This is a genomic window from Plantibacter flavus (assembly GCF_002024505.1).
Taxonomy (GTDB): domain Bacteria; phylum Actinomycetota; class Actinomycetes; order Actinomycetales; family Microbacteriaceae; genus Plantibacter; species Plantibacter flavus_A.
Genome location: NZ_CP019402.1, coordinates 4177610 through 4198344 on the forward strand (window position 1 = coordinate 4177610; position 20735 = coordinate 4198344).

Here is a 20735-nt window from a genome sequence, read left to right on the forward strand (position 1 = left end):
CTGACCTCGTCGACCCACCCCGCAGGGCGTCGTCGCTCTGCCAGCCCGCGCCCCGAGCGGAGCGTGGCACCGTGAGTCGTGGGTGGAACGGCTTCGTCGCGAAGTCGACGTGGCTCCCGAAGTCCTGGCGCGAACGCGCTGAACGCGCACTGTCGGAGGACCCCGCGGCGCCGGTCGCACCGGACACGAACGACGCCGAGTCCGCAGCCGACCACTCGCCACGGCGCACGCCGGATCCCACGCCTCGGCCGACGCCGACGCCCGAGGAGCTGCAGCCCGACGACTCGGCGCCACTGGACGGCGGTGACGCGCACGCACCTCGGACGCCCGTCGCCGGCACGGACGTCGACGAGGCGACCTCAGGAGACGCGCGGTCCACGACCCGCCTGGTGGACCCGGTCGCCCTCCCCGTCACCGCGTCAGCCCCGGTCGTCCCGCTGAGCGTCGCCATCACCGATTTCGAGCTCGCCGACGACTCCGTCATCGGCCCGGCATCCGTCCTCGACAACCTCGAACTCACGAAGGCCGCCGTGACCCGGGTCGCATCGGCGATCCTCACGACCGAGGGCCCGATCGCCGTCCCTCGCCTCGTGACCATCGTGGCTCGGCGCTTCGGCGTCGACCGACCGTCCGAGGAGTCCCGCACCGAGCTGTCGGCGCTGGTGACGGACGCGTTCGTCGTCCAGAACGGCTTCGCCTGGCCCACCGGACTCGACGTCGTCACGTGGCGAGGCGTCCGCCGGGTCGTGCATCGCGACCACCGCGCGGTCACCGACATCAGTCCCGCGGAGATCTGCAACGCCATGGAGCTCGTGATCACCGCGAGCCCCGATCACGAGGTCGACCGCGAGCAGCTGCCGATGCAGGCGGCGTCCGTGCTCGGCTACGGTCGCCTCGGTGAGACCGCTCGACGCTGGCTCGACCTGACACTCGCCCAGGCGGTGCTCCACGGTCGTCTCATCGAGGACGGCGAACGCATCCGCCTCCCCTGACACAGGTCGTTCAGCGGACGGGCGGACCCTGCTGGCCGAACGGCAGGCTCGTGTCGGTGACGCCGTCGATGAAGGCGTCCATGCGCTGGAGGTTGAACCGACCCTGGTCGTTGAGCAGGAACTGGTACTCGTGCTCGAGCCCTGGCCGGAAGTCCGGGTTGAAGATCATCGATTGCACATCCACACCGAGGCCCTGGAGCCTCGCCTTGAACTCGACCGACTGCGGGTAGAGCGGATCCCAGTTGCCCACCGTGATGTACGTCGGCGGATACTTCGCGGTCAGGTAGTCGACGACGGACGCGGACGCCACCTCCGGTCGGGTCTTGTAGTCGCGCGCACCGAAATACGACCAGAGCACCGTGTCGAGGAACCACCCGAAGCTGCCCTCGGCGTTGACCAGGCTGAGGTCGTACGCCCCGCATGCGAGGACCACCCCGGCGAGCTGCTCCGGCTCGATCGGCGATTCGACCTTGATGGAGCTGGCGTACTCGGAGCTCGTGACCACGTTCGCGACCTGGGCGGCGATCTGGGCACCGGCGGAGTCGCCGGCGAGGATGAGCTTGGACGAATCCACGTTGAGCGCGCGTGCGTTGGCGTCGAGGTAGCCGAGTGAGTCGGCGACCTGCTCGATGGGCAACGGGTACTGGCCCTCCGGCGCGATCGTGTACTCGACCGCGACCGCCGTGTACCCCTCTCCGGCCAGCACGCGCATGTAGTTGGAGATGAGTTCCTTGCTGCCGGAGATCCAGGCTCCGCCGTGCACCCACACGATCGTCGGGAGGGCCGCGCCACTCCCGCGGACGCCATCGGGCGTGTAGACGTCGAGCAGCGCGTCCGCGTCGCCGGAGCGGTACGGGATGTCCTGTCGGACGTCGACACCGTCTGGGACGTACTTCACGAGGTCCGATTGCACGACCTTCGCCCGCTCGTCGAAGGCCATGCGGATGACCATCGAGCCGGGCCACGGGGTCAGCTGCAACCAGACGAGGATCACCAGCGCGATGGCGAGGATCACGCCGATGATCCAGAACATCGTGTTGCGGACGACACGGAGGAAGCGCGCGAAGCCCGAGCGAGGGGGTGCTGTCCTCAAGCGATTCACCTCCTGGCGGGTCTGGACGGCGGCGCTGCCTGGCGGAACACGAACGTCCAGTCTCGCATTCGATCGGACACCCACTGCGCCCCGGAAGTTTTTCGACGGATTTCGTGACGAATGCCCACTGAGCTGCGTCTTACCCGATGACCGGACATCATCACCGGTTTCCAACGCAGACGAAGGAGAACGCCATGAGTGCATCGGACAAGATCCAGAACGCCGCTGAGGACCTCGCGGGCAAGGCGAAGGAAGCCCTGGGCAAGGTCACCGGCGACGACAGCAAGGTCGCAGAGGGCAAGGCCGACCAGACGAAGGCCGACGCCAAGAAGGCCGGCGAGAATGTCAAGGACGCGTTCAAGCACTAGTCCTCGCGGTACAGTGGCTGCCCCCGCCCACCGGCGGGGGCGGTAACACGGTCGACCGGCACCCCGTTCGATCCAGCGATCACATTTGGAGACATCATGAGTTTTCTCGGCTTCCTGCTGCTCGGCCTCATCGCCGGCGCCATCGCCAAAGCAATCCTTCCGGGCCGTCAGGGTGGCGGTTGGTTGATCACGCTGCTGCTCGGCGTCGTCGGCGCACTGCTCGGCGGATGGCTCGGCGGCATCCTCTTCGGCGCGAACCTGCAGGAGTTCTTCTCGCTGCAGACGTGGCTCCTCGCCATCGGCGGATCCATCGTCGTGCTCCTCATCTACGGTGCGCTGACCCGCAACAAGAAGGCGTAACCGCCCCCACACAGCACTCGAACGCCCGGCCCCTCCAGGGGGCCGGGCGTTCGTGCGTGTGGAGGTCATCGCCGGCAGCACGGTGTCCGCCGTTTCGGGGACTGTGTGGCGTCCCAAGTGCTGTCAGAATGTCTGATGTTCGATATCAGCATCTGATATGAGAGGAGGGGGTCTCATGGACTTCTACCGGAAGCTGCTCGAGCTGCTGCGCGCGATCTGCGGCTGGTTCTGACCCGCACGCATGAACGCCCGGTCCACCAGGACCGGGCGTTCGTGCGTCACGCTGCGACCGGAGTCAGGCGTGCTGGCCCTCGTGCTCGCCTTCGCCGATCTCCTCGACGAGCTTCGCATTGAAGGCCGGGAGGTCATCGGGCGTGCGGCTCGACACGAGTCCCTGGTCGACGACGACCTCCTCGTCCACCCAGGATGCACCCGCGTTGCGCAGATCCGTCTTCAGGCTCGGGTAGCTCGTGAGTTCGCGACCGCGGACGACGTCCGCCTCGATGAGGATCCATGCGCCGTGGCAGATCACCCCGACCGGCTTGCCCTGCTCGAAGAAGGCCTTCGCGAAGGCGACCGAGCTCTCGTCCACGCGGAGGTCGTCCGCATTGACGACACCGCCGGGCAGCACCAGTGCGTGGTAGTCGTCGGAGGAGGCCTCGGCGACCGCGACGTCGACGGGCTGGACGTGTCCGTTCTTCCCGGTCACATCCTGGGTGGCGGGCGACACCAGTCGGGCGGTCGCTCCGGCTCCGGTGACCGCCTCCCAGGGGCTCGTCAGTTCACTGTCCTCGTAGCCGTCCGTGAGCAGGAAGGCCACCTGCTTGCCGTTGAGTTCTGCGCTCATCGTCGCTCCAATCCGTCAGCGTCGAGACACCGTCCGGCGCCTCGCCAGCGACGATACGCTCGGCCCCACCGCTCGGACCCGGGCTTCCGCCGAGCGCGAACGGGGTTGCTCAGGCGTCGCAGGCGATGCCGTCACCGTCCCGATCGAGGTCGTAGACGTCGCTCCCGACGACGTACACCGGGCCGGGCGTGTACGCCGGGCCGTTGCCGCTCCCGCCGGCGCAGTCGACGTCGCTGGCGATCGGAACGCACTGCCCCTCGTAGTTCGGGTCGCACCCTCCACCGGCCGGCTCGGCGACGGGCGCAGGAGGCGGCGGCGGAGCGGGTTGCCGCGTCCCGACGGACGTCACCTGCGCGATCGGTTGGACCGACACGAGCTGCGCGACGAGCTCTCGAGCGATCTCGATCCCGGCTCGCGTGGTGACGCGGTAGGTGTTCGTCTGCTGCCCGGGGACGCCCGCCGTCGTCACGACGACCTGACCGACGTCGAGGTCCGGGTCCTGGACCTCGGTCACCGCGAACGGGATCTCCACCACCTCAGTCACCTCGGTGACGACGTCGGTCGGGGTGGGGGTCGGCGTGGCACTCGGTTCGGCGGCGGACGTCCCCTCCGGAGCCGACAACAGCGCCGCCGGCCGGGGCGCGACCGGGTGGATGGCCGCGTTGGCGCCACCACCCACGACGACCAGGCACAGGGCGGCACCGATCACCGCGGCCGCCATCCCGCGGTTGCGGATCCCGAGGGAGGAGACGCGACCACGGACGAGCGCGACCGCACCGATCACCACGGCCACCAGGGCGACGAGTGCGAGCATCGCCCAGAACGCGCCACCGACGGCGCTGACGAGCAACAGTGCTCCGACCAGGCTGAGCAGGACGATGTGGAGCGGACCGAGGTGGCGCGTCCGGGACGCCCCAGCAGCAGGAGGGACGGTGGCCGGGGGAGCGGGCACGGCCGCCGGCACGCGTTGCCCACCCCAGCCGACTCCGGTCCACCATCGTTGCTGGCCGGGCTGCTCGGGATCGGGATACCAGCCTGCGGGAGAAGTCATGCCCTGATGCTGGGGCCTGGAGCAGGACGGCACAAGGTCCCCGAGTGGGGCGAGAGGGGATTCCTCCCGCGCCGTGTCACGGCGCGTGTCAGAGGCCGACGAAGCGGATGGTCTGTTGCAGGCGCGTGCGGATGTCGAACAGCTGGTTGCCACCCATACGGTCGACGCCCGGGAGACCGGTGCGGAGGAGGTCGGCCAGGCGGGAGCGCTCGACGAGCACCGTCACCGGATGCTTGCGACCGATGAACTCCACCGACTCCGGGGTCGCACCGTCCGGCACGACGATGACGGAAGCCGTGAACTTCACCCGGGCCGCCTTCGCGACGGTCCGGGCCGAGCGCACGATCGACCGGACGGGCTCCTCGCGAGGATCGAGCGTCTCCCCGACGACCTCGCCGCGGTGAACCCGGACCGGCCCACCCCAGTCCTCCGACTTGACCGCGAACAGGCCGGTCGGGCCGAGGACGACATGGTCGAGCTTCGCTTCGCCCGGCGCCAGGACGTCGTGCCAGACCGTGTATCCGATGCCGAGCGTCGCCACGGTGCGCGCCGTCTGCTCCTCGGCGAGCGCGTTGGCCAACTGGTGCCGGATCTCGCGCGGAGCCGAACGGACGAGCTTCGGGTCGTAGGGGTCGTCGAGCGGGACACCACGGCCGACCCACTCCCGGATGAGCCCGAGGTAGGCCTCGCGCGAGTCTCCGCCGGGGTGCCCGTAGGCGCGAGCGCGGGGTCGCGAGTCGGCGCGCTGCGTACCCGACCGACCCGTGCTCGACGCCGACCAGGTCGGAGCGTCGTCGTCGCCCGCGTCGGAGGACGGCACGTTGCGCCCGCGGTCGTAGGCGGCCCGGTCCTGTTCGGTTCCGACGCGCTCCCAGGCGAGCTGGACGGCGTTGAACTGTCGCGCGCTCCCGCCGAGGTCGGGGTGGGTCTCGCGCATGAGCCGTCGGTAGGCCCTCCGGAGCTCGTCCTGCGTCGCCGTCGTGCTCACACCGAGCACCTCGTACGGGCTGGCTGAGAGTGGGCTCTCCGGCATGGAGGGTGGTCGCTTTCGTCGGCGGCGTCGGTCGGTCCGACACGGCAGACTATCGCCATCACCTGGAAGACCGCCCGAACCGGCGCCCGGTCGGCGCTGTGGACTACTCCAGCGAGCCAACGTACAGTTTGTTGTACTTGGAGGATGTTGATGCGTACCCTCAGTTATTCGGAATCCCGCGCGAACTACGCGGCCACCCTCGATTCGGTCCTCGACGACCGCGAGGAGGTGATCATCACCAGAGCGGGGCGCGACCCGGTCGTGATCGTCGCGCTCGACGACTACGAGTCCTTGAAGGAATCGGCGTATCTGCTGCGGACGCCGTCGAACGCACGTCGGCTCCTTCAGGCCATCGACGACCTCGAGGCCGGCGCGGGCACCGAGCACGATCTGGTCGAGTAGTCGGCGTGCGGCTCATCTGGTCCGACGCCGCCTGGGAGGACTACTGCCACTGGCAGCAACAGGATCGGCGCATCGTCAAACGGATCAATCTCCTCCTGAAGGACATCATCCGGAACGGCAACGAGGGCATCGGCAAACCCGAGGCGCTCAAGCACGGCTTCCAGGGATTCTGGTCACGACGGATCACCGACGAACATCGACTGGTCTACCGCCTCACGGACGACGGCGTCCTCATCGCCCAGGCGCGCTTCCACTACGAGTAGGGCCGGGGACCCGGAACACCTCAGGAGCTCGGTAGGAGGATGCCGTCGTCCAGCAGTGCGCGGACCCGGGGGAGGAGTTCGGCGCGGAGTTCCGCCGCATCGACCTCGACGAGCTGGGCGATCGCGTCGATGATGGCTCCCAGGGTCAACTCGCCGTCGCAGGCGCCGACGAGCCCCGCCAGGCCCGTGTCGATTCCCACCGAGCGGGCCAGGCCGCCACCCTGCCGCAGGGTCATCGCCGTCGGATCCTCGTCACCGGGCCAGTAGTGGCGCTCCTCGGTGACGTCGCCCGCGAGGATGACGCGTTCGCCGAGCAGCTGCTCGTCGTCGAGCGCGACCTGCCAGTCGTGTGCGAGGAGACACACGGCGAGGTGCGCACCGAGCCCGGCGGCGTTCGAACCCGCCTGCCCGTGCAGCCGCTCGAAACGGCGCAGCGGCGTGGACGGGTCCGATCGACGGAGCAGGACATAACCGAAGCCGACGCCGGTCACAGCCCGAGCCGCGAAGTCGTCGAGCCAGGCTCCCGCGAGGCGCTCGAACTCCGGCGTCCCGAGGCGGGTGCCACCGTCCCTGATCCAGGTCTCCGCGTATTCGGCCGGATCCTGCACCTCGCGCTCGATGACCCAGGCGTCGACCGGTTCCGGACTGCGCTCCACCCATCCGGCCACGCGGTCGAGCCCGTCGGCACCGTCTCGGTACTCCCAGTTCCCGAGGAATTGCGCGACTCCGCCGGGCGTCAGATGCCGGGCGGCCTCGAGGAACACCGACTCCACGAGCGCATCGCCGACCAGACCGCCGTCGCGGTATTCGTAGCTCGGCACGCCCTCGGCGCGCGGGGTGATGACGAACGGCGGGTTGGAGACGATGCGGTCGAACCGTTCACCGGCGACGGGTTCGAACATGCTGCCGTGGCGGAATTCGATCGAGTCGATGCCGTTCAGGCGCGCGTTGAGTGCGGCGAGCTCGAGTGCTCGTTCGGAGATGTCCGTCGCGACCACGTGATCCGCGATCCGCGACAGGTGGAGCGCCTGGATGCCGCACCCGGTCCCGAGGTCGAGTGCCGTTCCGATCCGCTCGGGCAGGATGATGCCGCTCAGGGTCATCGACGCGCCGCCGACGCCGAGGACGTGCTCTTCGCCGAGCTCGTGACCCAGCGCGAGCTCGCCGAGGTCGGAGGCGATCCACCACGCACCGCTCCCGTTGGCGTCGACCCAGGCGTACGGACGCAGGTCTATGGTCGGGGCGACCGATCCGTCGTCGCTCAGGCCGACGAGACCGAGCGCCACCGCGCCGTCGAGGCCGAGCGACGGCAGTGCACGCGCCGCGTCATCGGCTCCCACGGAGACGCCGAGCACGAACAGCGTCGCCAGCGTCGCGATCGGTTCAGTGCCGGCCGTCCGGCGGCGTTCGTCGAGCGAACGGATCGCCACGACCCGGTTCGAGCGGTGCAGGGCGGCCTCGGCCGTCTCACCCCAGAGACCGCGCACCCGTTCCACCGTGTACCCGGCCGCGTCGAGGTCGGAACGGAGGAGGTCGATCAGTCGCTGGTCCACGCCCACCAGTGTGCCAGCTGCGGGGTGGGCCGGATCGCCCACCCTGCAGCCGCCGTCAGCGATCCGTGGTGAGGATCGCGTCGAGGTCCTCATCGGTCTGCTCGTCGTGCTCCTCGACCTCACGCTGCGCGGCCTTCGCCGTGCGCTTCCGCTCACGCTTCTCCAGACGGCGCTCGGTCCGGCGCTCCAAGAGCAGGTACAGCACGGGCACGAGGATGAGCGTCAGGAGCGTCGACGACACCAGGCCACCGATCACGACGATCGCGAGCGACTGCGAGATGAACACCCCACCGCCGGTGAGTCCGAGCGACATGGGCACGAGCGCGAAGATGGTCGCGCAGGCGGTCATGATAATCGGCCGCAAGCGGAGTCGAGCTCCGTGCAGGACCGCGTCGTCGATGCCGTCGCCCCGAGCCCGGTACGAGTTGACCAGGTCGATGAGGACGATCGCGTTCGTGACGACGATGCCGATGAGCATGAGGAGGCCGATCATCGACGGGATGCCGAGCGGGGTCCCCGTGATGAGCAGGGCCGCGATCGCGCCGGTCGCCGCGAAGGGCACGGAGACCAGCAGGATGAGCGGCTGCAGGAGGCTCCGGAACGTCGCCACCATGACGATGAAGACGAGCACGATCGCGATGAGCATCGCGAGGCCGAGCTGCGCGAACGACTCCTCCTGCTCCTGGGCGACACCACCGACCGAGGCGGTGACCCCGCTCGGCAGGTCCAGGCCGTCGAGGCCCTCCCGGACGGCGAGCGTCGTCGCGCTGAGGTCGTCACCCGTCGGCGTCGCGGACACGGTCACGGTCCGGACGCCGTCGATACGCGTGATCGCCGCTGCGGCACGTTCCTCGCCCACCTGCGCGACGGCGCTGACCGGGATCGGGACGGCGCTGACGTTGGCGAGGTCCTTCTGCGCCTGGGTGAGGCGGTCCGCCTCCGCCTGCTGTTCGGCGGCCTCGCTCTCGGCGTCCCGCATCGCTTCCAGCTGCTCGTCGATGGTCGTGATCGAGCCTTGGAGTTGGGAGATGGCGTCGCTCAGTCCGGCGAGTTGGGCGGCGCGTGCCTCGTAGGCCTGTCGTGCCGCCTCCTCCTCCGGTGTCGTGGGCGTGACCGGCGGCACCTCGACGGGAGCCGCTTGCAACGCGCTCAGCTGAGCCCGCAGGGCGTCGAGCTGCGAGGCCGCGGTCGAGCGGGCGTCCTGGAGTTCCGAGCGCTGGGTCGCGGCCTGGGATGCCGCCTCGTCCTTCGCGCGCTGGGTGGCCTCGTCCTGCTCGGCCGTGAGGGCGTCGGTCGCGGCCTTCTGAGCCGCGGCCTGCTGCAAGGCACTGACGGGGAGGGGGAGTGCGGCGATCTCGGCCGGCGTCGTGCCGACCCGCTGCGAGCGGACGATGATGTCGCGAGACGCTCCCTCGAGGATGACCGACCCCATCGGGGTGCCGCGGAGCGCACTGGCGATGGCCTGGCCGATCTGTTCCTGCGTGAAGCCGTACCGGGCGGCGGCGGCGCGGTCGACGTTCACTTTGAGCAGGCCCTGCTCGTCGGCGAGGTCGCTCGTCGCATCGCGGAGGCCGTCCGTACCGCCGAGCATGTCCTGTACCGCGGCCGCCGCCGTGGCGAGCGCCGCGGGGTCCTCACCCTGCAGTGTGACCTCCATGCCGCCTCCGCCACCGGTGAATCCGCCCCCGGCGTCGCCGACGGTGACCTCGCCGACGTCGTCGAGCTTCGCCACGGCGTCCCGGATGGTGTCGGCGACGCCCTCGCGCGAGCTCTCCTCACCGACGGTCACGCTGATCTGTGCCGTGTTGCTCGAACCGTTCCCACCGACGGTGGTCAGGTATCCGGAGACGCCGGCGGTCTTCGCGAGGACCGCTTCGACGGCCGCGGCCGCGTCGCTGGTGACGTCGAGGCTTGTCCCCTCCGGGAGTTCCTGCGTGACCGTGACGGTGTTCTCGCCCCCGATGTCGCCGAGGTAGTCGGTCTTCAGGAACCCCGCCGAGACGATCGTCCCCGCGAACACGACCGCCGCCACGAGCAGGGTCACGAACGGACGCTTCAGGGCGGTGCGCAGGACCGGCAGGTAGGCGCGCTGGAGCTTCGAGTACGCCTCGGACTCGTCCTCGACGACGGACGCCGCTTCGGTGGCCGCATCGTCGGTGGCCTTGCCGACAGCCGGGGCGGAGGAGCCTCGCATGAACCAGTAGGCGAGCACCGGCACGATCGTGAGCGAGACCACGAGGGATGCGATGAGCGCGACCGACACGGTGACGGCGAACGGTCGGAACAGCTCGCCGACCGTCCCGCCGACGAAGGCGACCGGGAGGAACACGGCCACGGTCGTGATCGTCGACGCGGTCACGGCCCCGGCGACCTCGCGGACCGCCTCGACGACGCTCGTGGTCGTCATCGCCCGCCCGGTGTGCCGACGCTTGATGTTCTCGATCACCACGATGGAGTCGTCGACCACCCGCCCCACGGCGACGGTCAGCGCCGCGAGCGTGAAGATGTTGAGCGAGTAGTCGCCGATCCACAGACCGATCATCGCGATGAGGAGCGAGAGCGGGATCGACACGGCCGTGATGATCGTGGACCGGATCGACAGCAGGAACACCAGGATCACGATGATCGCGAACAACAGCCCGAGCCCGCCCTCGACGGAGAGGTCGTGGATGGACTGCTCGACCATCGGCGACTGGTCGAAGACGACGGTGAAGGCCGCACCCGAGCCGAGCTCCTGCTCCAGCCCGGGGAGGGCGTCACGGATGGTGTGGGCGAGTTGGACGGCGTTGGCCGACGGGTCCTTGAGGATCGTGAGCGACAGCGACGGGAGACCGTCCGCCCGGGCGATGGAGGTCTCGGCTGCGGGCACGAGCTCCACGTCCGCGACGGCGGAGAGCGCGAAGGGCCCGTCCTCGTGCTGGATGGGGAGCGCCTGCACCTCGGCCAGCGAGCCGACGGCCGAGCCGACCTCGATCGAGAGCTCCTTGCCGGCGTCGACACTCGTCCCGGCAGCCGTGATGACGCCGCTCGCCTGGACGGCCGCCATGACCTCCTCCGCCGTCACTTTCTTGGCCGCGAGGTCGGCCGGACGCATCGTGATGACGAGCTGCGTGGCGTTCTCGCCCGCGAGATCGACCTGGCGCACGCCGGCGATGCCGCGGAGCGCGGGGAGCACGGTGGTCTCGACCCTGCCCGCGAACTCACCGGACTCGTCCTCGGACGCGACCGCGAGCTGCAGCACGGGGATGTCGTCGCTGCCGCCCGCGTAGACCTCGGTGGTCGTGTCGCTCGGAAGCGTGCTCTTCAAGCCGGCGAGGGCGCTGCGGATGTCACCGACGATCTTCTCGTCGTCCTGCCCGAAGTCCCAGCTCACCTGCACGGACGTGGAACCGCTGACCGACGTCGAGGTGACGCCGGTGACGCCCTTGACCCCCTGCACCGCCTGCTCGACGGGCTTCGTGACCTCGCGCTCCACCGACGACGGCGAGGCGCCGGGGTACGTCGCGGCCACGACGGCACCCGGCTGCTGCACGGACGGCAGCAGTTCCTGCTTCAGGGAACCGACCGCGAAGAGTCCGAAGGCCACGATCGCCGCGGTGATGAGGCCGACGATCAGTCGATTGGCGAGGCTGAGCCTCGTGAGGAATGACATGGAAGGACGGGCCTCTCGGTCGCGGAGTGGGCGCCATCCGCCCCACTCCACGCTATGGAGCGGCGCCCCTGATCACATCCGCACGAGGATGGACCTGAAACGGCACCGGCATCCGCCGATCGGACGACATCGGTGGTCCCGCGGTACCAGCCTCGACCGCGAGGGAGCTGCGCCTTGACGGCACCGTCCTCCGATACCGGGCGTACCCTTGATACCCGAGTGCGCGCCGCGGGGTGCGCCGGAGCGAGGAGGGTACGTGGATCTGCAGGCCGTCGACCTCCCCAGGTTGCGCCGCGACGCGCAGCTCGAGCGCGAGGTGATCATCGAGCACCGCGCTCGCGACGGTGAGGACCCCTGGGACTTCCTGCCCTCGATGCCGACAGTCGACGAGCTCGTCGTCGCCGTCCTCCGGGACGACGCGCTGCACGCCCGGGGTCTGGCCGCCCAGCACGCGATGGCGCGGCTCGCCGGGTACTCGTCGCTCGACGACGCCCAGGACCATCGCGACAACGCGGACCACTTGGAGTACGAGGTACTCCGTGAGATCGCCCGCGTGCACCCCGAGTTGACCCGAGCGGTATGGCGGATGTCCGGCAAGGTCGCCCGGCCGCCGTGGGAAGGCGACGACGCCGAGTAGATCGACGCCGCCGCCCAGGTCACAGCGCCGCGGCGAGCGCCATGGCGACGACCGAGACCGTCATGCTCACCACCTCGATGACCACGACCCGCTCGCGCCGGCGAGCCGCCTCGACCGCGATCCGCGTGGATAGGGCGACGAACCCGGCCATGCCGCCCGCCAGGAGCACGGCGGGGAGGGCACTGATTCCGAACTGATGTCCTGCCGGGTGTATACCCGATCCGGCATATATACTCCCGGCGGCATGACCCGCCATGGTGCACACGAGCGCCGCCATGATGACGAGACCGCCTGAGGTGTGCACGGTCATCGCCGCACGGTGGCGCTTGACGGCGAGCGCCACCGCGTCGTCGACCGGAGCCGGCAGCCCGGCGACGGACCGAAGACGGACCGCCGAGGCGACGGCGAGGACGATCAGGACGACGACCCAGAGCAACGGATGCAGCATCCCGACACCGGTCGCCAGGTCGAGCATCGCCGCGAGCATGACGATCGCGGCCACGAGGTCGAGGGGTCCGCGTCGGCCGCCGACGGTGCAACAGGCGCCGACGGCGGCCGGGACGAGCGCCCCGAGGTGGAGGACCTCGCTCATCGCCGCGGCCTAGTGCCCGTGGCCACAGTGCTCCTCGGCACCCTCGTCGTGACCGCCGTGTCCCACATGCGCGGCGCCGGTGTCGTGCGAACAGTGCCCGGCCGCTTCGTTCGGCGGGACGTTCAGGGTCGGGTTCTTGCCGAAGAAGCCGTAGGGCTTGAGCGTGAACCGGGCGTAGTCCACCGGCATGACCGGCCAGTCCTCCGGACGGGGGAAGTGCGTCGGTCCGAAGGTGTGCCAGAGCACGATGTCCTCGCCGTCGATCGACTCGTCGCCCTCGATGAACCGCGTGATCCCGTCGCCACCCGGGTTCTGGTGGACGAAGTCGCCCGCCGCGTATCGTTCAGCCGGGTCGTACTTCGTGACGAAGAGGTGCTTCGTCGCGAACTCCGCCCGCTTGGCGATCGACGACGACGCGTCGGCCATGAGCGTCGGCGACTCCTGCGGGTACAGCACGTACCCCGTCGGGCGTCCCATCCGGTTCGTCTTCTCCGTGTTGACGATGTGCCAGGCTCGAGCGGCCGAGCCGTCCGCCACGCGTCCGGACCCCGCTTCCGTGCTGAGCCGCGTGACCCGCTTCGTGAAGGCGTTGCCGTGCTCGTTCCCCGGCCCGATCGGCACCCGGACCGCGTCCACCTCCTCGACCGCGTTCGACAGACCGTCGACCATCATGTCCAGTCGGGCCGAGAAGAGGTGCTGGTGGTACGGCCCACCGAGCCCGGGCGCGACCTCCGAGGCGTACGGGTAGTCGGCGCCCTCCGCGTCGAGCCCGGGGTACGCGGAGGTGAAGAGGATGCCCGTCAGCTTCGACTCGCACTCGATGGTGCCGTCGAGGTACAGGTACCAGTAGAACCCGTAGTCGTAGTTGCCGACGGTCGTGAAGAAGGAGATGACCAGCCGACGCGACCGCCGGACCTCGTTGGAGCCGGTGTACAGGTCTGAGTGCTTCCAGAGGGTGCCGAAGTCCTCCTCGTGCATGCAGATCCCGTTCTCGATCGTGAACGGGTTGCCGAGTTCATCGGCGAGCACCGCGTCGAAGTACTTGATCTCGCCCACACAGTCGCACCCGAGCGCCAAGGAGTTCGTGAACCGGCCGAACAGGTACTCGCCGGTGTCGAAGTAGTTCTGCCAGAAGCGCACGGGGGAGGGGTCGCCGTAGGGCACCAGCATCTCGTTGATCGACGCCCGGTAGATGATCGGTCGTTCCTCGCCGGCATCGTCGAACGAGAGCTGACGGAGGACGAGGCCCTCACGGACGTCGAACCCGACCTGGAACCGCCAGTTGCCCCACTCGACGAACTCGCCGTCGACCTGGAAGCTCGGACCCTCCGGCTGGGTGATGACGATCGGCTTGAGCGAGGAGAGCGGAGCGCCCTGGACCGCCGGGTCGTCGAAGTTCCCGGGCTCCGCCGGAATCGCCAGGGCTGTCGCGTCGATCAGGCGGGTGATCCGTCGTGCCGCGGTGTCGACATAGGCGCTCAGTCCGTCGACGGGGTGGGCCCACGGGTGGTCGGCCGGGTAGTCCTGGCGGAACGCGAGGACCCGGACGATCCGACGCCCGACCTCCTCGGGATAGTCGTAGAAGCCGGCCGACAGCGGGACGACCTTCACCTCGTCGACCGTGCAGCCACGGGCGGCGAGGGCGGCGACCCACCCCTCGTCCTCCGCCACGATCTCCGCGATGGCGTCGAACTCCTCAATGAGGATCGGCAGCTGGCCGCGGGAACCGTCCAGGACGACCGTGCTGAGCAGGGACCCGCTGTCGATGGACACCACGTTGTCCGTCGATCGACCCGTGGCCATGTCGAGCAGCATCACGCGGGCGAGGCGTTCCGGCAGGGGACCGTCGCCGGCCTGCCAGGCGAGCACCGCCCGCTTGTGGGGCTCCTCGAGGCCGACGTAGGCGAACCGGGTCGTCTCGGTGAAGTCGTCGAAGCCGGTGACGATGTCGCGGATGCGGTCGAACTCCGGCGCGGACAGGCTGGCGAGCGGGTGCTGGACGGGCGTGTCGCCGCCGGTGCTGCGCAGGGTGGTGGGGTCGGTGATGGTCATCGTGAGGCTCCTGGTTCGGTGATGCGGCTGGTCTCGGAAGGTGAGGGGAAGGGTCGGATGGTCAACCGCCGATGGCGTCCATGACGTCGGCGTAGGCGGCCGGGCGACGACGACGCAGGTACGCGGCCTGCACGAGGCCGACGACGGGGCAGACCACGATGAGGGCGAGGAGGACGGCGCTCACGGTTCCGAACACGGGGTTGCCGCCCGCATCCACGTCTCCGACGAGCATCGGGAAGTAGACGACGATCACGACGGCCGAACCGACGAGTCCGATGAACCCGAGGCCGGGTGCGACGACCGTGTTCCACACCCGCCGATCCTGCTTCGTGCGGGCGAAGTACACGATCACCGCGAGGCTCGTGACCGCCATCAGGATCGCGATCGCGAGGGTCGCGACGCCGGCGAACCACGTGAACACCTGCAGGACGGGGTCGAGACCGAGCACGGCGAAGACGACGATCAGGATCGCCGCGGTGGCGCTTTGGACGAGCGACGAGGTGTGCGGCGAGAGGTGCCTGGGGTGGACGCCGCCGAGCCGGCCCGGCAGGACGCCGGCGTTCGACATCGTGTGCTGGTACCGGGTGATGACGTTGTGGAAGGAGAGGACGCAGGCGAACATGCTCGTGATGAGGAGGACGTTGATGACGAGCTCTCCCACCGGGCCGAGGTAGAGCAGGGTGGTGCGGAGGATCATCGCGCCGGGATCCTCACCGGCCACGGCGAGGACGTCGTCCGGGCCCCAGGCCATGACGAGCGCCCAGGAGGCCAGGGTGTAGAACAGGCCGATCCCGATGACCGCGATGTAGGTCGCCCGTGGGATCGTGCGGGACGGGTCCTTCGCCTCGTCGCGGAAGATCGCGGTCGCCTCGAACCCGATGAACGCAGCGATCGCGAACATCAGTCCGACACCGGGCGACCCGGAGAACACCTGCTCTGGCACGAACGGCTCGGCCGACAGCCCGTCGGCACCGCCGGTCACGATGACCGCCCCGGCGAGGACGAGGACGATCCCGACCTCCGCCACGAGCAGGACGCCGAGGACCTTCGAGCTGAGGTCGATGTGGCGGTAGCCGAGCAGACCGACCACGGCGATCGACGCGAGCGAGTAGAGGTACCAGGGGATCTCCGGAGCGCCGAGACCGGCGAAGGTCACGCTCAACAGGTAGCCGATGTAGCCGTACACCGACACCTGGATGGTCGTGTAGGTCAGGAGGGCGAGGAACGCCGACGCGAGGCCGGCCGGTTTGCCGAGCCCGTATCCGACGAAGGTGAAGAAGGCACCCGGCTTGGGCACATGCCGGGTCATGGCCGAGAGTCCGACGGCGAACAGCAGGAGGATCACCGCGGACACGACATACATGCTCGGGAAGCCGACCCCGTTGCCGAGCAGGATGCCGAGCGGTGCGGCTCCACCGACGACGGTCAACGGCGACGCCGCGGCGACGACCATGAAGACGATGGCGGTGACGCCGAGCGATCCCTTCAGGGACCGGGTGGGCTGTCCGGCATCGGTGGCCGGACCTTTCGTGACGGTCATGGACACTCCTCGAGCAATGCGGCGGTATCGGGACGAGGCCAGCATCCCGGTCTCCTGTTGCCGCCTCGTCTCGTCGCCGTAACACCTGCTCGGCACCGAATGAGACCGGTCGACACCGCTGTCTCATTTGACGGTCATGAAGCCGAAACACGCCCGCCACGCCGGTGCAACGGGACGCGCCTAGCCTGAACGACGAGGAGGAGGTGAGGGACGTGACGGCTCTGGAACGCGCGATCAGCAATCCTCCGAGCGTCCGTGGTCTCGAGTCCCGGTCACCGGTCGACGGCCTCCAGCGGCGCAGTGTCGGGTTCATCGACGTGTTCGCCCAGTCCGTCTCGGCGGTGGCGCCGTCCGCCGCTGCGACGACGATCCCGTTGATCGTCACCGTGACCGCGGGCGGGGCGACCATGTGGTCGCTCGCCATCGCGATGCTGCTGTCGTTGCTCGTCGCCACCACCGTGAACGTGTTCGCGAAGCGCATCGCCGCGACAGGCTCGCTGTACACCTTCGTCTCCAAAGGGCTTGGAACGGGTGCAGCCTTCGTCACGGGCGTCGCGCTGCTCATCGGGTACGGCTTCATCGCCATGTTCGCCCTGGCCGGTGCCGGGTACTACCTGTCGATCCTGCTGCACCGGTTCTGGCCCGGCATGCCGAGTTCGACGGGTGTCGTGTCCGCACTCCTCGTGTGTATGGCCGTCGTCTGCGTCGTCGTGCTCGTCCGCGGGATCCACCTGTCCACCCGGGTGACCCTGATCGTGGAGAGCGCCTCGGTCGCGACCATCCTCATCCTCGTGGGCGTGCTCCTGTCGCAGCTCGGACCGACGCCCGATTGGGCCGTGCTCGGGCTGGACGCCTCCCCGGAGCACCTCGCGGTCGGATCGGTCCTCGCCGTCACCGCCTTCGTCGGATTCGAGAGCTCCTCGACGCTCGGCGTCGAAGCCCGTCGGCCGTTCGCAAGCATCCCCCGGTCCCTGGTCTGGACCGTCGTCGGTGCGGGTCTCCTCTTCCTCGTCACCTCGTACAGTCAGCTGGCGGGCTTCGCGGCGTTGGGGGAGGACATCACCGCGACGCGGACGCCCATCAACGATCTGGCGCTGGCCTTCGGCGTCGAATGGATGGGGCTGCTGCTCGACCTGTCCGTCGCGGCGTCGTTCCTCGCCTGTGCGATCGCCTCCATCACGGCGTTCTCGCGGGTCGTGTTCTCGATGGGTCGAGAGGGCGTCCTCCCGTCGCGCCTCGGGACCACGCACGGCCGGTTCCGTACGCCCCATGTGGCGATCATCGCGGCTCTGGCGATCGTCACGCCCGTCTCGGTGCTCGCGCTCGTGCTGACCGGAGGAGCCTGGGCGGCGATGCAGGTCCTCATCGTCGTGGCCGCGGCCGGGTACATCACCGCCTACGTCCTCGTCTGCATCGCAGCCCCGGCCTTCCTCTGGCGGATCGGAGAACTGACGCTCTGGCCGCTCCTGCGAGCGGTGGTGGCCGGGGTGTTGCTGTCCGTCGCGCTCGTCGTCTACCTGGTCGTCGAGAGCGCCGGCGAGCGGGGCGTCGGCGTCTGGGTGTTCCTCGTCACGATGGCGCTCGGCATCTCGATCTGGGCGATCCGGCATCGACGCCGACCGTGGCTGAGTTCGACCGTGGGGGTCTACGACGAGACGGTGAGCGCCGACGTGCTCGGCGGACCGTCCGCGGAGCACCGGTGAGCGGCGCGGGCGAGCTCCGCGCCCGACAACCGAAGGCCGTGCACAGCGCGCTCACCGTACTCGAAGAGGTCGCGCGATGCGGTGCCGGTGTGACGGCGCAGGAGGTCTCGGCCGGACTCGACATGCCGAGGGCGACCACCTACCGGCTCCTCAACCTCCTCGTCCAGGACGAATACCTCGTCCGCATGCCCGACCTGCGTGGATTCGCGCTCGGGCGGAAGGTCGTCGAGCTCGCCCACCTCGTCGCTCCGGCACCACCCCCGCTCGCTGCGCGCGAGGTGATCGGACGATTGCGGTCGAGCGTGCGAGGCGGGGTGCACCTCGTGCGGTACGAGGGCGAACGCATCAGGATCGCGGATGCGGATCCCGACTTCCCGTTGAGTGACGAGCAGCGGATCGTCAGGCGCCTCGACACCTCCGCGATCGGGCGTCTGCTCCTGCACGAGCTCGCTCACGGTGGATACGACTGGTCAGGACTCGTCCAGCGGCCGTTCCGGGACGCCGAGCCCTTGATCCACGACGTCGAACGACTCGGGTACGCACGACAGGTGGGTGAGGTGACGCCAGGTCACGGTTGCCTCGTGGTCCCGATCCGGGACGACCGCGGCGGTCTCGTCGCGGGGCTGTCGCTCTCGGCACCGAGTGAGCGGATCGAGCGCCCCGCCGCACTCCTCGACCTCTTGATCGACGGCTCGCGCCAGCTGCAGCCGCTCCTGGTCTGACCGCCGGACGTCCGTGTGACATCAGCCTCGAGAAGGCGCATAATCAGAATATGCAGCCAGCTGATCGTTTCCGCGCATGACGGAGTCCACGCCCTCCGCGACGCCTGAGCGCTCGCCATCGGACCGTCGCAAATGGTTCGGCCTCGTCGTCATCAGCATCGCCGTGGCCCTCATCATCGTCGACTCGACGATCGTCAACGTGGCGATCCCGTCGATCGTCGACGACCTCGGGATCTCCTCGACCCAGGTGCAGTGGGTCCAGGAGTCCTACACGCTCGTCTTCGCCGCCCTGCTCATCGTGTTCGGTACGCTCGCCGACCGGTTCGGCCGTCGTCGGATGCTGTTCGTCGGCGTCGTGGTCTTCGGCGGAGCCTCCGTCTTCGCCGCCGTCGCGCCGACGGGCGACCTCCTGATCCTGTCCCGGGTCATCCAAGGCGTCGGCGGCGCGATGATCCTGCCGACGACCCTCTCGATCATCAACGCGACCTTCCGAGGCCGCGACCGTGCGATCGCCTTCGCGGTGTGGGGCTCCACGATCGGGGGCATGGTGGCGGTCGGTCCGCTCCTCGGCGGCTGGCTCACCACCGACTTCTCCTGGCGCTGGGCGTTCGGGATCAACGTGCCGCTCGGTGTCCTCATCATCGTCGGACTCCTCCTGTTCGTGGGGGAGTCACGGGAACCCGCGACCGACCGCATCGACGTGGTCGGTGCCGTCCTGTCCATCCTGACGAGCGCGTCCCTCGTCTACGGACTCATCGAGGGCCGGAGTCTCGGGTGGTGGCTCACGGAGAACCCGCTCGTCATTGGGGACTGGACCTGGCCGTTCAGGCTCTCCCCGGTACCCGTGGCCCTCATGGTCACGGTCGTCGCAGGCGTCGCGTTCGTCCTCTGGGGACGCCACCGGATGCGGCAGGGGCGCAGCACGATCATCGCGTTCTCCCTGTTCTCGCTGCCGTCGTTCCGGAACGGCAACATCGCCGCCCTCATCGTCTCGCTGGGGGAGTTCGGCATCATCCTCTCGCTGCCGATCTGGCTTCAGTTCGTCCTCGGCTACAGCGCACTGCAGACCGGTCTGATCCTCCTGGCCCTCGCGATCGGCTCCTTCGTTGCGAGCGGGTTCGCCGGCGCGTTCGGCAACCGGGTCGCGCCCGTCCTCATCGTCCGCGTCGGCATCGCCGCGGAGATCATCGGCGTCGCGGGCATCGGGCTGGTCGTCGGGCCGGCGACCGAATGGTTCGCGATCGTGCCGTTCCTGTTCGTCTACGGCTTCGGCGTCGGTCTCGCCACCGCACAGCTGACGGGCGTCGTCCTGAAGGACGTACCCGTCGAGCAGAGCGGCCAGGGCTCCGGGACGCAGAGCACGGCGAGACAGATCGGCTCGGCACTCGGTATCGCCGTCCTCGGGACCATCCTCTTCGTCAGCACGGCGTCGGTCCTCGACGGACGACTCGAGGACGCCGGTGTACCGACCGAACAGCGCGACGCCCTCGTGACGAGCGTCGTCGACAGCTCGGGCGCCGCCATCGCCGGTCTCGACGCGAACCCGGCGACCGCGACGGTGGCCGAGGACGCCAGGATCGCCCTGTCGGGCGGCACCCGCTCCGCGGCGTTCGCCGCCGCAGGATTCCTGGCGGTCGGCTTCCTCGCCACCCTGTCGCTCGGGTCCGGGCGCCGAGAGGATCGACCGGGCGACGCCGGAGCACGAGCAGGCGGGACGGACTCGTCCGAGACGTCCGACCCGGCCCCGCGGGCGTAGGGCGCGAGGCCCCCTCACACCTCCGCCGGCGGCGCAACGGCGTCTCCCAGGACACCAGCACCCAGGTTCGACTGGGAGGCCCCCGTACAATCGTCACCGGACGGCTCCGCCCGAGCGGA

The 20735-nt window shown here is 69.4% G+C and carries 18 protein-coding genes; 9 read left to right on the forward strand and 9 right to left on the reverse strand.

Going from position 1 to position 20735, the window contains the following annotated elements; all coding sequences use genetic code 11:
• The first annotated feature begins 71 nt into the window (after positions 1–71).
• Positions 72–992, forward strand: a complete 921-nt coding sequence (locus BWO91_RS19350; protein ID WP_079003745.1) for a hypothetical protein — start codon at positions 72–74, stop codon at positions 990–992.
• 10 nt (positions 993–1002) lie between these two features.
• Here the strand turns inward: BWO91_RS19350 and BWO91_RS19355 are convergent, their stop codons facing one another.
• The gene (locus BWO91_RS19355; protein WP_167620532.1) at positions 1003–2085 is read right to left on the reverse strand and encodes an alpha/beta hydrolase; all 1083 of its coding nucleotides are present in this window, start codon (positions 2083–2085) and stop codon (positions 1003–1005) included.
• A gap of 194 nt (positions 2086–2279) precedes the next feature.
• On the opposite strand from BWO91_RS19355, the gene BWO91_RS19360 reads away from it, so the two are divergent.
• Both BWO91_RS19360 and BWO91_RS19365 read left to right on the forward strand, forming a co-directional pair.
• Positions 2280–2453, forward strand: a complete 174-nt coding sequence (locus BWO91_RS19360) for a CsbD family protein (protein ID WP_064294062.1) — start codon at positions 2280–2282, stop codon at positions 2451–2453.
• 96 nt (positions 2454–2549) lie between these two features.
• Positions 2550–2813, forward strand: coding sequence for a GlsB/YeaQ/YmgE family stress response membrane protein (locus BWO91_RS19365; protein WP_079003747.1), 264 nt, complete (start codon positions 2550–2552; stop codon positions 2811–2813).
• A 295-nt stretch (positions 2814–3108) separates the two neighbouring features.
• Here the strand turns inward: BWO91_RS19365 and BWO91_RS19370 are convergent, their stop codons facing one another.
• The 3 genes from BWO91_RS19370 to BWO91_RS19385 all read right to left on the reverse strand — a co-directional run bounded on the left by BWO91_RS19370 (position 3109) and on the right by BWO91_RS19385 (position 5744).
• Complete coding sequence (locus BWO91_RS19370) at positions 3109–3660, reverse strand: type 1 glutamine amidotransferase domain-containing protein (RefSeq protein WP_079003748.1); 552 nt, start codon at positions 3658–3660, stop codon at positions 3109–3111.
• Positions 3661–3769: 109 nt separating this feature from the next.
• Positions 3770–4711 (reverse strand): G5 domain-containing protein, encoded by a 942-nt coding sequence (locus BWO91_RS19845; RefSeq protein ID WP_153303562.1) that lies wholly within the window; start codon positions 4709–4711, stop codon positions 3770–3772.
• A gap of 88 nt (positions 4712–4799) precedes the next feature.
• On the reverse strand, positions 4800–5744 hold the full coding sequence (locus tag BWO91_RS19385) for a J domain-containing protein (RefSeq protein ID WP_079003749.1): 945 nt from the start codon (positions 5742–5744) through the stop codon (positions 4800–4802).
• A 150-nt stretch (positions 5745–5894) separates the two neighbouring features.
• Between BWO91_RS19385 and BWO91_RS19390 the strand changes: the two genes are divergently transcribed.
• A complete protein-coding gene (locus tag BWO91_RS19390; protein ID WP_064294058.1) occupies positions 5895–6146 on the forward strand; it encodes a type II toxin-antitoxin system Phd/YefM family antitoxin in 252 nt (83 codons plus the stop codon).
• A 5-nt stretch (positions 6147–6151) separates the two neighbouring features.
• Positions 6152–6409: a Txe/YoeB family addiction module toxin gene (locus tag BWO91_RS19395; protein WP_064294057.1), complete on the forward strand. Its 258-nt coding sequence runs from the start codon at positions 6152–6154 to the stop codon at positions 6407–6409.
• A gap of 20 nt (positions 6410–6429) precedes the next feature.
• Here BWO91_RS19395 and BWO91_RS19400 read toward each other — a convergent pair whose 3' ends face one another.
• Positions 6430–8055, reverse strand: a complete 1626-nt coding sequence (locus tag BWO91_RS19400; RefSeq protein WP_079003750.1) for a DUF7059 domain-containing protein — start codon at positions 8053–8055, stop codon at positions 6430–6432.
• Positions 8018–11614, reverse strand: a complete 3597-nt coding sequence (locus BWO91_RS20365) for an efflux RND transporter permease subunit (protein ID WP_079003751.1) — start codon at positions 11612–11614, stop codon at positions 8018–8020. The genes BWO91_RS19400 and BWO91_RS20365 overlap by 38 nt, the downstream gene beginning before the upstream one ends.
• Before the next feature lie 256 nt (positions 11615–11870).
• Here BWO91_RS20365 and BWO91_RS19410 point away from each other — a divergent pair, with 256 nt between their 5' ends.
• Positions 11871–12251: a hypothetical protein gene (locus BWO91_RS19410; protein WP_064294055.1), complete on the forward strand. Its 381-nt coding sequence runs from the start codon at positions 11871–11873 to the stop codon at positions 12249–12251.
• Between the two features lie 19 nt (positions 12252–12270).
• Here the strand turns inward: BWO91_RS19410 and BWO91_RS19415 are convergent, their stop codons facing one another.
• The 3 genes from BWO91_RS19415 to BWO91_RS19425 all read right to left on the reverse strand — a co-directional run bounded on the left by BWO91_RS19415 (position 12271) and on the right by BWO91_RS19425 (position 16435).
• Positions 12271–12843 carry a hypothetical protein gene (locus BWO91_RS19415; RefSeq protein WP_079003752.1) on the reverse strand — a complete coding sequence of 191 codons (573 nt, stop codon included), beginning with the start codon at positions 12841–12843 and terminating at the stop codon, positions 12271–12273.
• Positions 12844–12852: 9 nt separating this feature from the next.
• Complete coding sequence (locus BWO91_RS19420; RefSeq protein WP_079003753.1) at positions 12853–14895, reverse strand: primary-amine oxidase; 2043 nt, start codon at positions 14893–14895, stop codon at positions 12853–12855.
• A gap of 61 nt (positions 14896–14956) precedes the next feature.
• On the reverse strand, positions 14957–16435 hold the full coding sequence (locus BWO91_RS19425) for an APC family permease (protein ID WP_079003754.1): 1479 nt from the start codon (positions 16433–16435) through the stop codon (positions 14957–14959).
• A 212-nt stretch (positions 16436–16647) separates the two neighbouring features.
• Between BWO91_RS19425 and BWO91_RS19430 the strand changes: the two genes are divergently transcribed.
• The 3 genes from BWO91_RS19430 to BWO91_RS19440 all read left to right on the forward strand — a co-directional run bounded on the left by BWO91_RS19430 (position 16648) and on the right by BWO91_RS19440 (position 20616).
• Positions 16648–18138, forward strand: a complete 1491-nt coding sequence (locus BWO91_RS19430; RefSeq protein ID WP_079003755.1) for an APC family permease — start codon at positions 16648–16650, stop codon at positions 18136–18138.
• Complete coding sequence (locus BWO91_RS19435) at positions 18135–18860, forward strand: IclR family transcriptional regulator (RefSeq protein ID WP_071262006.1); 726 nt, start codon at positions 18135–18137, stop codon at positions 18858–18860. Before BWO91_RS19430 ends, BWO91_RS19435 begins: the two co-directional genes overlap by 4 nt.
• A gap of 76 nt (positions 18861–18936) precedes the next feature.
• Entirely contained in the window at positions 18937–20616 is a 1680-nt protein-coding gene (locus tag BWO91_RS19440; RefSeq protein WP_079003756.1) for a DHA2 family efflux MFS transporter permease subunit, read from the forward strand.
• The last annotated feature ends 119 nt before the right edge of the window (positions 20617–20735 follow it).

Bases quoted from the DNA above. Each gene is read 5' to 3' on its own strand.
- BWO91_RS19420 (WP_079003753.1), bottom strand. From the start codon at position 14,895: ATGACCATCACCGACCCCACCACCCTGCGCAGCACCGGCGGCGACACG.
- BWO91_RS19440 (WP_079003756.1), top strand. From the start codon at position 18,937: ATGACGGAGTCCACGCCCTCCGCGACGCCTGAGCGCTCGCCATCGGAC.
- BWO91_RS19845 (WP_153303562.1), bottom strand. From the start codon at position 4,711: ATGACTTCTCCCGCAGGCTGGTATCCCGATCCCGAGCAGCCCGGCCAG.
- BWO91_RS19385 (WP_079003749.1), bottom strand. From the start codon at position 5,744: ATGCCGGAGAGCCCACTCTCAGCCAGCCCGTACGAGGTGCTCGGTGTG.
- BWO91_RS19400 (WP_079003750.1), bottom strand. From the start codon at position 8,055: ATGAGGACCTCGACGCGATCCTCACCACGGATCGCTGACGGCGGCTGC.
- BWO91_RS19370 (WP_079003748.1), bottom strand. From the start codon at position 3,660: ATGAGCGCAGAACTCAACGGCAAGCAGGTGGCCTTCCTGCTCACGGAC.
- BWO91_RS20365 (WP_079003751.1), bottom strand. From the start codon at position 11,614: ATGTCATTCCTCACGAGGCTCAGCCTCGCCAATCGACTGATCGTCGGC.
- BWO91_RS19365 (WP_079003747.1), top strand. From the start codon at position 2,550: ATGAGTTTTCTCGGCTTCCTGCTGCTCGGCCTCATCGCCGGCGCCATC.
- BWO91_RS19425 (WP_079003754.1), bottom strand. From the start codon at position 16,435: ATGACCGTCACGAAAGGTCCGGCCACCGATGCCGGACAGCCCACCCGG.
- BWO91_RS19390 (WP_064294058.1), top strand. From the start codon at position 5,895: ATGCGTACCCTCAGTTATTCGGAATCCCGCGCGAACTACGCGGCCACC.
- BWO91_RS19360 (WP_064294062.1), top strand. From the start codon at position 2,280: ATGAGTGCATCGGACAAGATCCAGAACGCCGCTGAGGACCTCGCGGGC.
- BWO91_RS19415 (WP_079003752.1), bottom strand. From the start codon at position 12,843: ATGAGCGAGGTCCTCCACCTCGGGGCGCTCGTCCCGGCCGCCGTCGGC.